This window comes from Gemmatimonas sp., assembly GCF_021298855.1.
In the GTDB taxonomy this organism is placed as follows: domain Bacteria; phylum Gemmatimonadota; class Gemmatimonadetes; order Gemmatimonadales; family Gemmatimonadaceae; genus Gemmatimonas.
Map to the genome: position 1 here is coordinate 109737 of NZ_JAJTHI010000032.1, position 10847 is coordinate 120583.

Annotated in this window: 13 protein-coding genes; 12 read left to right on the plus strand and 1 reads right to left on the minus strand. The window is 68.6% G+C overall.

Translation table 11 applies throughout. The features are described 5' to 3' along the window. Position 1: 1 nt before the first annotated feature. Positions 2-913 (minus strand): flagellin, encoded by a 912-nt coding sequence (locus tag LW840_RS11215; RefSeq protein WP_291268742.1) that lies wholly within the window; start codon positions 911-913, stop codon positions 2-4. Between the two features lie 261 nt (positions 914-1174). Here LW840_RS11215 and LW840_RS11220 point away from each other — a divergent pair, with 261 nt between their 5' ends. From LW840_RS11220 to LW840_RS11275, 12 genes are all read left to right on the plus strand, one after another. Further along, complete coding sequence (locus LW840_RS11220) at positions 1175-2662, plus strand: sigma-54 dependent transcriptional regulator (protein ID WP_291266197.1); 1488 nt, start codon at positions 1175-1177, stop codon at positions 2660-2662. Between the two features lie 259 nt (positions 2663-2921). Continuing rightward, complete coding sequence (locus tag LW840_RS11225) at positions 2922-3221, plus strand: hypothetical protein (protein ID WP_291260250.1); 300 nt, start codon at positions 2922-2924, stop codon at positions 3219-3221. Continuing rightward, positions 3221-3844, plus strand: coding sequence for a flagellar basal body rod protein FlgC (locus LW840_RS11230; protein WP_291266198.1), 624 nt, complete (start codon positions 3221-3223; stop codon positions 3842-3844). The genes LW840_RS11225 and LW840_RS11230 overlap by 1 nt, the downstream gene beginning before the upstream one ends. Before the next feature lie 131 nt (positions 3845-3975). After that, positions 3976-4356 carry a hypothetical protein gene (locus tag LW840_RS11235; protein WP_291260252.1) on the plus strand — a complete coding sequence of 127 codons (381 nt, stop codon included), beginning with the start codon at positions 3976-3978 and terminating at the stop codon, positions 4354-4356. Between the two features lie 27 nt (positions 4357-4383). Next, positions 4384-4695, plus strand: a complete 312-nt coding sequence (gene fliE, locus LW840_RS11240) for a flagellar hook-basal body complex protein FliE (RefSeq protein ID WP_291260253.1) — start codon at positions 4384-4386, stop codon at positions 4693-4695. 13 nt (positions 4696-4708) lie between these two features. After that, positions 4709-6340, plus strand: a complete 1632-nt coding sequence (fliF, locus tag LW840_RS11245) for a flagellar basal-body MS-ring/collar protein FliF (RefSeq protein ID WP_291276993.1) — start codon at positions 4709-4711, stop codon at positions 6338-6340. Between the two features lie 15 nt (positions 6341-6355). Continuing rightward, positions 6356-7396, plus strand: a complete 1041-nt coding sequence (fliG, locus tag LW840_RS11250) for a flagellar motor switch protein FliG (protein ID WP_291260255.1) — start codon at positions 6356-6358, stop codon at positions 7394-7396. After that, positions 7383-8051: a FliH/SctL family protein gene (locus LW840_RS11255; RefSeq protein ID WP_291260256.1), complete on the plus strand. Its 669-nt coding sequence runs from the start codon at positions 7383-7385 to the stop codon at positions 8049-8051. Before fliG ends, LW840_RS11255 begins: the two co-directional genes overlap by 14 nt. 11 nt (positions 8052-8062) lie before the next feature. Next, positions 8063-9415, plus strand: a complete 1353-nt coding sequence (locus tag LW840_RS11260) for a FliI/YscN family ATPase (RefSeq protein WP_291260257.1) — start codon at positions 8063-8065, stop codon at positions 9413-9415. 10 nt (positions 9416-9425) lie between these two features. Further along, positions 9426-9902, plus strand: a complete 477-nt coding sequence (fliJ, locus tag LW840_RS11265; protein ID WP_291266201.1) for a flagellar export protein FliJ — start codon at positions 9426-9428, stop codon at positions 9900-9902. Positions 9903-9935: 33 nt separating this feature from the next. After that, positions 9936-10592, plus strand: a complete 657-nt coding sequence (locus LW840_RS11270) for a hypothetical protein (protein WP_291268743.1) — start codon at positions 9936-9938, stop codon at positions 10590-10592. Beyond that, a partial coding sequence (locus LW840_RS11275; RefSeq protein WP_291276994.1) for a hypothetical protein occupies positions 10589-10847 on the plus strand: 259 nt, incomplete at its 3' end. The genes LW840_RS11270 and LW840_RS11275, both read left to right, overlap by 4 nt.

Below are 10847 nucleotides of genomic sequence, written 5' to 3' on the forward strand. Positions count from 1 at the left end.
GTCAGAGGTAGTTGGTGAGGGTGAGGCCAAGAATGCGGGAGGTCGCGCTCATGGCCGCCTGGTACAGCGTCTGCTTGCCGACCAGTTCGACCATCGCCTTGTCGACTTCCGTATCCCGGAGGTCCGAGCGGTACACGGTGAGATCGAACTCCAGGGTGTCGAGGCCGGTCCGCGCGTCCTGCATTTCGTTGATGCGGGCGCCCTGCGTGGCCACCAGCGCCTGCACGTTGCTGTTGGCGCTCGTCACGCGATCGGTTGCCGCGCGAATGGCCGCGGCGTCGTTCGCCCCGAGGGCATCGGAGAGCGCGCGCAGAGCATCGAGCGCGTCGGTGTCGAGGAAGATCTGCGTGGCATTGTGATTCGGCGTCACGAATCGCCCGTCGCCGACTTCGAGCGTGATGGCGCCACTCGGATTGACGGGATTGCCGCTGCTGTCGATCAGGCGGGAGAACCTGCCGGTGGCCGGCGCCGGCGTCTGCAGGGGCGCCTCGGTCGCGCGGGTCCCGCCGAACAGGTACTCGTCGCCGTAGCGGGTGTTGCCCAGGTTGGCCGAAAGATTGATGAGCTGATCGACCTCCCGTTTCGCTGCGAGCCGGGTTGCAGCGTTCGCCGTGGCGTTGGCCTGCGCCACTCCCAGCTCGCTGGCCCGCGTGAGCGCATTGCCCAGCTGGTCGAGCACGGTTTCTTCGGCCTGTGCCCGGGAAATCCCGCCGTCGGCATTCCGCCGGAACTGGGTGATGGCCCGCATGGAACTGCCAATGCGCACCAACTGTCCCCCGTCGAGGGGACTGTCCGACATCTTGCGAACGCGCACCCCGCTGGAGATGTCCTCGCGCACGCGATCGATCGACTGCAGCGTCTGCTGCACGCGGAGCTGGCTGCGGAGGGTGATGGTCGAGTTGGTGACGCGCATGGGCGACGGGGCTGGACGACGAAACGATCCCCGGCCGGGAACGGCGGGAGGGTGGCTGTACGGGGAAGTATCGGAGCGGCGGGGAGCTGCTTAACCGGCACGGGTCCCCTGCAAGGGTTGCGCCAGACCGCGTGCGGGACGTCCAATCGCGCTAGCTGGATGAATTGCAAGGAGTTGCGACAATCAACCTTTAGCGTTTTCTTCGGCAGGCGGATAAATTTGCCGGGTGACTTTTTCCGCACGCGACTCCAGCCCTGACTCATGGCCACGATCCTCTACGTCGACGACGAGCCGGCAGTCGGCCTGATCCTCGAGGATGCCCTTGCGCATGCCGGTCACACGCCGGTTGGCGCCCGCAGTGTCCCGGAGGCGCTCCGGATCCTCGAGCAGAGTGCGATCGACCTGATCATCTCCGACTATCGCATGCCGGGGCTGACGGGGCTGGAGTTCATCCAGCTCCTCACGCGCGAAGGGTACGACATTCCGCTCATCATGCTGACGGGACACGCCAGCATCGAGCATGCCGTCGCGAGCATCAAGGCTGGCGCGATCGACTACATCACGAAGCCGGTGCGCCCCCAGCAGCTGGAGCTGGCGGTGGACCAGGCGCTGGAGTTCGTCCGCCTGCGCCGGGAAAACGAAGCGCTCCGCAAGGAGGTCATGCAGTTCCGCAACGAACGGCAGATCATCGGCGATTCACCCAGCATCCGCCGTATTCTCCAGACCGTGAGCATGGCCGCCCCCACCCGAGCCACGGTGCTGCTGCAGGGGGAGTCGGGCACCGGCAAGGAACTGTTCGCCCGGGCGATTCACGACCAATCCGAGCGCCGAGACAAGCCCTTCATCAAGCTCAACTGCGCGGCGCTGCCGGAAGGCTTGGTCGAGTCGGCGCTCTTTGGCCACGAAAAGGGTGCCTTTACCGGCGCGATCAAGCGGGTGGAAGGGGCGTTCGAGCGCGCCAACCGCGGCACGCTGTTGCTCGACGAAATCTCGGAAATGCGACTCGACCTGCAGGCGAAGCTGCTGCGTGTGCTGCAGGAGCAGGAATTCGAACGTGTCGGCGGCACGACCCCCATCAAAGTGGATGTGCGCATCGTGGCCACCACCAACCGGGATCTGGCCATGGAGGCCGACCACGGGACGTTCCGACAGGACCTCTATTACAGATTGAGTACCATCCCGGTGCTCATCCCGCCCCTGCGGGAACGGCCGGAGGACATCCCGGTGCTGGCCCTGCGTTTCGCGATGCGCGTGGCCGCCGAACTGGGCAAGAAGATCGAGGGACTTTCCCCCGACGCGCTCGAAGCGCTCCAGTCCTATCCGTGGCCGGGCAACGTGCGCGAACTGCAGCACGTGATCGAGCGGGCCGTCATCCTCACCCCCGACCCGATCATTCAGCCCCACTGCCTCGAGGGAACGCGCTTCGGGCTGGCCCACTCCCTCGGGTCCCCCAACATGCGCCCGCGTGCCTTCGCCACGCCGGGGCTGGGCGGCACGCCCATGCTGGCCGTGTCCGGGGCCGCCGCGGCGCCAGGGGCCGTCGGGGTGGCCCTGCCCACCCCCGCCGGCGGCGCCGGCAGCATCGCCCTGCAATCCCTCAATGTGGCCGATGCGGAACGCGTGCTGATTCAGCACGCGCTGCATGCAGCCGATAATAACCGTACGAAGGCGGCCGAACTCCTGGGGATCAGCGTGCGCACGTTGCGCAACAAGCTGAACGGCCCCGGCAAGGACGACGGCGAGGACTGACGGACTCCGAACCTGGCCCGGGTGGCCGGGCACGCCGTCGTCACCGACTCGGCAACTTGGATCACCCTCGGACCGGCAAAACCTTCCGTATTGCCGTCGATTTTCGTGGGCGGCAGTTTCTGCCCTCCCCACGGCGATTACCATTCAAGTCGTTGAATTGAAATGCGTTACGGACCAATTCCGCCGACCACGGCGGTTTGGCCCGCACATTGCTTTGCTCGGTACCGGATTCGTTCGCCCTTTCACTCCGGTACGTCAGATGCTCTTCGGACTCATCGATCGCGTCACTTCGGCGCCGCAGCTCAAATCGTCGCTCGATCGCAGCGTCGAACGCTCGCGCGGCATTGCCGATCGTGTTTCCAAGGCCACCCTGCAGAACGGGGACGGCTTTGCCCTCGAGGCCAAGGCCGGCACGCCCCAGGCCCAGCTGAACCCGGTGAACGTGGAAGACGAAATGGTGGCACTCGCCGACGAGCAGCTTCGCTTCCTCGCGACGTCGCGCCTCCTCGAAAAGACCTACGCCAGTCTCCGCACCGCCATCAAGGGAGGTAACGGCTGATGCCGATCAATCCGATCCGCCAGCCAGCCCTCCTGCCCGTCCCCGGGCAGCAGGTGGTGCGCCCCATGTTCAAGTCCATGGGCATCGCTGCCAGCGGCATCGCCGCCCAGCGCCAGCGCATGGAAGTCATCGCGCAGAACATCGCCAACGCCGACGTCACGCGCGGCCCGGACGGCCAGCCGTATCGGCGCCGCGACGTCGTGCTCGAGGCGGCCGCGTCGCAGACCGCCGTCTACAACCCGGGGACGCCGGCGGCCCAGGCCATGGGCTCGAGCGTCGCCAGCAATGGCGTCTTCGGTTCGCCGGCCTTCGACGTACCGGTGACGGCCGACGGGCCCAAACCCATCGAAGTACCCGTGCTGAGTGCTGCCGGTGGCGTGAACGGCCCCCTCGGCGGCGAGTACGGTGTCCGTGTTGCCGGCATCGCCGAAGACCAGGGACAGGGCCGACTCGTGTACGAGCCCGGTCATCCCGACGCGAACGAGGCCGGATACGTGCGCTACCCCGACATCGATACCACGCAGGAACTCGTGAAGCTCATGGACGCGAAACGCATCTACGAAGCCAACGCCGCGGTGTTCAGCACCGCGAAGTCCATGCTCCGCGCCGCGCTGGATATCTGAACCCACCTGATCGCCGCCTCTGTTGCGGCGGGTCCGGGATGCGGTCCGAGGTCACCTCCTCCGCTTCCTCCTCTCCGACCGCGTCTCGCGTCCCGGCCCGCCGCTCTCCTCTTCCGCAGTAAGTCCGATCCATGAGCATCAACGGCATCAACACCACCCCGCTGCTTCCCAACCTCGGCGCCACCCGCGCCGACGCGGCGCGCACGTCCAACGCCGGCCAGCACGGCGTCGTGTCGCAGCCGGGGCTGCCGCCGGCCCGCACGCCCGCTCCCGCGAATGCACTCAAGCCGCAGACGCCAATCGCCGGACAGGGCGCCGCGCAGTCGGCGGTGCCGGCGGAGGCGCCCGCAGGTACCGACCCGGCGTTCTGGAGCGTGCTCACCGCCGAGGAGCGGAACTTCTTCGCGCGGACGGCGAGCCTCGGTCCTCTTACGTACAGCCGCTTCAAGGATGCCACGGCCGCGCAGACGCCTCCGGCGGCGCGCGGCGTACGCCTCGATGTGCGCGCCTGATTGACGCGCCGCTCTCCGGACCTCCTCATGCAGACCCGCCTCGATCTCTACACCCGCAACCTCACCCTCGGACAGGACCGGCCGCTCGCGACGCCGGTCCCGGTCACCGGGGAGAGCGACCACAGCTTCGGTGACACGTTCACCCGGGTGCTCAACGAAGTCTCCGACGCCCGGGATCGCTCCGGCGATCTCACGAAGCGGTTTGCCGCGGGCGAGAACGTCGAGTTGCACCAGGTCATGGCGGCGAGCGAGGAAGCCGGCGTGGCCCTCGACCTGATCATCGAACTGCGCAACAAGGTCGTCGAGGCCTATCGCAGTGTGATCGCCATGCAGTCCTGAGCGGCGCCACCTGATGAATTCGCTGCTCGACAGTCTCATGGGCCGCCTGGGTGGCGGCCGGCAGATCGCCATCATCGCGGTCGGGGTGCTCGTCACCGCGCTCGTGTTCGGCGTCTCCCGCTGGGCCACGGCGCCCACGATGGTCCCGCTCTACGCCGATGTCCCGGTGGAGAGCGTGAAGGCCATGACCGACAAGCTCACCGAGGCGGGGATCGCCTACGAACTCGATCGCACGGGGACCACGATCATGGTCGCCAGCGGCGATCTCGCGCGGGCGCGCGTGGACCTCGCCGCCGGCGACGTGCCCAACGCGGGCCGGCCGGGGCTCGAGCTGTTCGACAAGCCCACGTGGGGCATGACGGACTTCACGCAGAAGGTGAACTACCGCCGGGCCCTCGAGGGGGAACTCGAGCGGACCATCGGCCAGATGAAGGAGGTCGAGGCGGTGACGGTCCACCTCGCGCTCGAGGACGACAAGGTGTTCACGAGCGACGAGCGGCCGAGCAAGGCGAGCGTCACCCTCACCATGCAGGGCGGGAATCGTCCGGGCCGGGAAACGGTGCAGGGGATCGCGCAGCTCGTGGCGAGCAGCGTGGGCGGTCTCGAGCCGGAGCACGTCACGATCGTGGACGAGCGCGGCGAGGCGCTGACCATGAAGGACGAGGGGTCCCTCGCCGGCCTCACGAGCCGGCAGCTCGCCGTGCAGAAGGAAGTCGAGAACTACATGGAGGAGAAGGCCAACACCCTGCTCTCCAGTCTCGTGGGCAGTGGCAACGCGCGGGTGCAGGTCGCCGCGGTGATCAACTTCGACAAGGTCGAACGCACCGTGCAGGCGGTGGACCCCGAGAAGCAGGCCCTGGCCACCGAGCAGAAGGCCGAGGTCACGCCGAGCACGCCGCAGCAGGGCGCCGGCTACAGCACGTCGGCCACGTCGTACGAGAACACGAAGAGCGTCGAGAACTTCAGCGGGGCCATCGGCAACGTGAAGAAGCTCACCGTGGCGGTGCTCGTGGCCGACAAGGTGACCTACCCTGCCCCGGTCGCACCGGCGGCGGCCGATTCCACCGCGCCGGCGACGCCCCCCGAGCCCGTGATCACCGCCCGCACACCCGAGGAAATCGCGCGCATCGAAGCGCTCGTGCGCAACGCGCTCGGGGTGGACAGCGCGCGCGGTGACCTCATCTCGGTGGTGAGCGCCCCGTTCGACATGCCGCAGCGCGTCCTCGCGCAGGCCGACACGGCCGTCACCGCGCCGGACCTGATCGGCAGGATCCAGGCCAATCCCAAGCCGGTGGTGGCACTGGCCGCCTTGGGGGTGCTGCTCGTCCTCGGCCTCGTGGCCGTGATCCTGCTGCGCCCGAAGAAAGCGAAGGCGCTCGCCGGCGCGTCGTCTCCGGGCGACCTGCCGCCCGGCAGTGGCTATGCCGAACTCCCGGCCAGCACCCAGATGCAGTTGGCGATGCGGGACGGCCAGGACGCGTCCGGGGCGCCGGACGAGAACGACGAGGCGTCCGAAGAGGCCCCGCTGCTGCCGTACCGGTTGCCGCCGATTCCCACCACACCCGGACGGGCACAGGCCGTCGCCATCGTCGAGCAGCGCCCCGCCGCTGCCGTCCGCGTGGCCCGTCAGTGGCTCCGCCAGTAAGCCCGCTTTGCCATCATGATCGCTCTCGCCAAACATTCCGCTGATCGCTGGGCCCCGGAGCGCCTGACCGGACGCCAGAAGATCGCCATCGTCTGCATGGTGATCGGCGCCGAAGTGGCCGCCAAGCTCACCGGCGCGCTGGACCCCGAGGAAGCCGAGATCGTGGCGCTCGAAATGGCGCAGCTCGACCGCGTGCCACCGGACACGGTGGAGTTCGTGCTGGGCGAGTGGATGGAGACCACGATCGGCGTGGACTCGCTGAGCACCGGCGGTGTGGAACTCGCCAAGGACGTGCTCGAGAAGGCCTTCGGCGTGGTCAAGGCGCAGCAGATCCTCAAGCGCATCCAGGGGCAGATCGCGGACAGCGATCGCTTCGGACGGTTGCGTCGAGCCGACCCGCAGCAGCTCAGCAACACGTTGCGGGGCGAGCACCCCCAGACGATCGCCCTCATTCTCGCGCACCTCGACCCGGCCCACGTCTCCGCCATCGTTCGCGAGTTCGACCCCGCGCTGGGCGGCGAAGTGATGTACCGCATCGCCAAGATGGAGAAGGTCTCGCCCGAGATGATCTCCCTGGTGGAGCGCTTCATCGGCAACGAGGCGGATCTGTCCTTTTCGCAGGGCCTGTCGACGGTCGGTGGCCCCGCCGCCGTGGCCGCCGTCCTCAACCTCGTCAGCACCTCGCTCGAGAAGGAAGTGCTCGACCTGGTCTCGGAGAAGGACGCACAGCTCAGCGAACAGATCAAGAATCTCATGTTCGTCTTCGAGGATCTCACCACCCTCGACGACAAGTCGCTGCAGCGTCTGCTGCGCGAGGTGGACATCAAGCAGCTCGCCCTCGCCCTCAAGGCCGCGAGTCCCGAACTCAAGACCAAGATCATGGGTACCATGTCGCAGCGTGCCGTGGCCGGTCTCAAGGAAGGGATGGAGTTCCTGGGTCCCGTCAGGATGCGCGACGTCGAGGCGGCGCAGACCGATATCGTCAGCAAGGTCCGCGCGCTCGAGGAGACGGGCGAGATCGTGCTGAGCGGGGGCTCCGACGATGTCCTCGTCTGACGTGGACCACCTGCAGGCGACCGTCTGGTCACTCGACGAGTTCGCGGTGCACGACGTGTTCTCCTCGTCGATGTCCGCGGCCGAGCCCGACCCGGACGGCGAGGACACGGACCCCCGCGCGCTCGAGACGGAGCGCGAGCTCCGTCTCGCCGCCGAGCGGGCCCGCCTCGAGGCAGAGGCCTACGCGCGCGGCCGCGCCGACGGTGAGCGCGCGGCGCGTGCCGTCGTCGAGCCGGCACTGCGCACCGCCCTCGGCATGCTCCAGGAAGCCGCAGACTCGGTGCGGATGCACGAGTCCCGTTGGGTCGGCAACATCGAGGAGACCATCGCGGCACTCGCCGTGAGCGTGGCCCGCCACCTCGTGCACCGCGAGGTCATCGCCGATCCGTCATTCGTGGCGATGCTCGTCCGCCAGGCGGTGGCGCAGTATCCGCTGGACCACGACATCACGATTCGCGTGGCACCGGAAGACCTCGCCACGTGCCGGGCCGTCATTGACGCGGACGCCGACGGGGCGCGAGCCCTGCGCTGGATCGGCGACCCCTCGATCGAGCGCGGCGGCTGCCTCACCGAGGGGCGGGAGCGCATCGTCGACGGCCGCGTGGACACGGCGCTCGAACGCCTGTATCGCAGTATCGCCCGCCTCCAGGCCTGAGGACACGGCTCATGCTTCCCGCGTTCACCACCCCCGCCCTCGACCTGCTCCTCGATCGCGTCACGCACACCGAACGATTTGGCGAGTACGGGCGCGTTACCCGCGTCGTCGGCCTCGTCATCGAAGCCACCGGCATCGACGCCGGGCTCGGATCGCTGTGCCGCATCACCAGCCACTCGCGCGATCGGTCGGTGCTTGCCGAAGTGGTCGGGTTCAACGAGCGCAGCGTCCTGCTCATGCCGCTCGGGGAGCTCGACGGACTGCACGCCGGCGCAAGTGTACAGCCGCTCGGGCGCTCGTTCGGCGTCGACGTGGGCCCCGGGCTGCTCGGCCGCGTCCTCAACGGCCTCGGTCATCCCATCGACGGCAAGGGCAAGCTCGATACGGTGGAGCGGGTGCCGCTCTCGGCCGAGCCCCCCAATCCGCTGCAGCGCGAAACCATTGATCGCCCCCTCGAGACCGGCGTGCGCGCCATCGACGGGCTGCTCACCATCGGGCGCGGCCAGCGTGTGGGCATCTTCGCCGGGTCCGGGGTGGGCAAGAGCACCATGCTCGGCATGATCGCGCGTCATGCACAGGCCGACGTGAACGTGATTGCCCTGCTTGGCGAGCGCGGCCGCGAAGTGCGCGAGTTCCTCGAGCATGCGCTCGGCGCCGAGGGCCTCGCCCGCTCCGTCGTCATCGTGGCCACCGGTGATCAGGCCGCGCTGGTGCGCGCCCGCGGGGCGCTCGTGGCCACGGCCATCGCGGAGTACTTCCGCGATCAGGGCAAGCAGGTGCTGCTCATGGTGGACTCGGTCACGCGCGTCGCCATGGCATGGCGCGAGATCGGTCTCGCCACGGGCGAACCGCCCACGACCAAGGGCTATCCGCCATCGGTGTTCGCCAACCTGCCCCGGCTGCTCGAGCGCGCCGGCAACGGTGAGCGCGGCGGCATCACCGGCATCTACACCGTGCTCGTGGACGGCGACGATTTCAATGAGCCGGTCGCCGACGCCACCCGTTCGATCCTTGATGGACACATCGTGCTCACCCGGCGCCTCGCGGCCCAGCATCACTTCCCGGCCATCGACGTGCTCGATTCCAAGAGCCGCGTGAAGGATCACATCACCAGTGAGGTCCAGCAACGTGCCGGTGGGGCGATGCTGCGCCTGGAGGCCGCCTACCGGGAAAAGGAGGACCTGATCATGGTCGGCGCCTACCAGAAGGGCAGCGACCCGTACGTGGACGCGGCCATTGCCTATCGGCACAAGGTCCTCGAGTTCCTGCAGCAGCGCCCCGACGAGATCACGCACTACGGCGACACGTACGCGCAGCTGACGCAGATCGCCGACGCGATCGACGCGTCGGTGCGCCGTCGCTAGGCCACGAGCGGTGAGCTTCCGTTTCCGATTACAGCGCCTCCTCGAGCTGCGCGAACAGCACGAACAGGCGAAGGCCCGCGAGCTCGCGGCCGCGCAGGACGTGGCGGAGCAGGCCGAGCAGGCGCGGGAGGCCATTGCCGCCCTGCGCGCCGACTCGCACGCCCATGTGCACCGCGCCACGCGCCGCGAAACGCGAATTGGCCATCTCCAGCAGCTTGGCACGGTTCTCGCCTCTCTCGACGAACGGCTGGTGCTCGCCACCGACGTTTGCCGGCAGGCCGACGAAGGGGTCGAGGCAGCCCAGAAGACACTCGAGGAAGCGGCGCGAGACCGGCGCGTCCTCGACCGACTGAAGGAGCGTCACACCGATGTGTGGCGTACGGAAGAAGCGGCGCGGGACCGGGTGCGAATGGACGAAGCGGCCCTCACCCAGTTTGCGCGCAAGCAGGAAGAAACGACCACTGCCCCGGCAGAGAATGCCGGATGACCCCTCCACGACCGGAATGATTTGATGAAGGCGATGCTCATCCCGATAGCGATCGGACTGCTGGCAGGCCTCGGCGGCGGATCGGGGTACGCGTACATGAAGGCCGCTGCCACATTCGCCGCCGATTCGGCGCGTATCGCGGCGATGGCCCAGGCAAAGGCCGACTCGGCGGCACACGACAGCACCGGCCACGCTGCCAGCGCGGACAGCGCGCGCGCTGCGGCCGACAGTGCCGCGTTGGCCGAGCAGGCGCTGATGACACCGGCCGACAGCCTGCGTGCCCTCGAAGCCGCGCGACAGAGCGGTGCGGCCCACGCACCGGCCGCGCACGGCGCAGCCGCGAAGGCCCCGGTCGCCATGACCCGGGCCGCCACCGCGGCGTCGGCTGCCGCCCCCGCCGCGAAGCCGGCACCCGACGCCAAACCAACGGCGGCCAGCACGGCCAGCACGGCAGCGGCGGCGAAGGCCGCGCGGGATCAGGCCTTCCAGACCACGCTCCCGGAGGCGCGGCTTGCCAAGATCTTCGGCGCCATGACGCCCAAGGATGCGGCCAAGGTGCTCGAGCAGATGACCGACGGGGACATTCGCGCCATCCTCACCATGATGAGCGACCGCCAGGCCGCCGCCATCCTCTCCACTCTGCCGGCATCGCGCTCGGCCGCCATCACCAAGGGCGCCGTCAAGCCATGAGCAACAGGCCTGTGATGTCGCCGGCGCATCGGGCGGACAGCTATCAGCCCGCACGTGCCGATCGCCGGGGCCTGGTGCCCCGCGCCGAGCGGGTCGGACACCGTGATGGCGTGCAGGACGGCCTGTCGCCTGCCGCCGACGACGGGACCCCGGCCGCCGACCGGACGGCATTTGCGCAGCTGCTTGCCCTGCTGGCAGGCCAGAACGATGTGCGGCACCCCGATCCGGTGCCGCCGCGTGCGGAAGCGGACATCG

Excerpts from the sequence above, each read along its gene's own strand:
- LW840_RS11225 (WP_291260250.1), top strand. The coding sequence starts at position 2,922 with ATGCTCTTCGGACTCATCGATCGCGTCACTTCGGCGCCGCAGCTCAAA.
- fliF (WP_291276993.1), top strand. The coding sequence starts at position 4,709 with ATGAATTCGCTGCTCGACAGTCTCATGGGCCGCCTGGGTGGCGGCCGG.
- LW840_RS11255 (WP_291260256.1), top strand. The coding sequence starts at position 7,383 with ATGTCCTCGTCTGACGTGGACCACCTGCAGGCGACCGTCTGGTCACTC.
- LW840_RS11235 (WP_291260252.1), top strand. The coding sequence starts at position 3,976 with ATGAGCATCAACGGCATCAACACCACCCCGCTGCTTCCCAACCTCGGC.
- LW840_RS11260 (WP_291260257.1), top strand. The coding sequence starts at position 8,063 with ATGCTTCCCGCGTTCACCACCCCCGCCCTCGACCTGCTCCTCGATCGC.
- LW840_RS11230 (WP_291266198.1), top strand. The coding sequence starts at position 3,221 with ATGCCGATCAATCCGATCCGCCAGCCAGCCCTCCTGCCCGTCCCCGGG.
- fliG (WP_291260255.1), top strand. The coding sequence starts at position 6,356 with ATGATCGCTCTCGCCAAACATTCCGCTGATCGCTGGGCCCCGGAGCGC.
- LW840_RS11215 (WP_291268742.1), bottom strand. The coding sequence starts at position 913 with ATGCGCGTCACCAACTCGACCATCACCCTCCGCAGCCAGCTCCGCGTG.
- LW840_RS11270 (WP_291268743.1), top strand. The coding sequence starts at position 9,936 with ATGCTCATCCCGATAGCGATCGGACTGCTGGCAGGCCTCGGCGGCGGA.
- fliE (WP_291260253.1), top strand. The coding sequence starts at position 4,384 with ATGCAGACCCGCCTCGATCTCTACACCCGCAACCTCACCCTCGGACAG.
- LW840_RS11220 (WP_291266197.1), top strand. The coding sequence starts at position 1,175 with ATGGCCACGATCCTCTACGTCGACGACGAGCCGGCAGTCGGCCTGATC.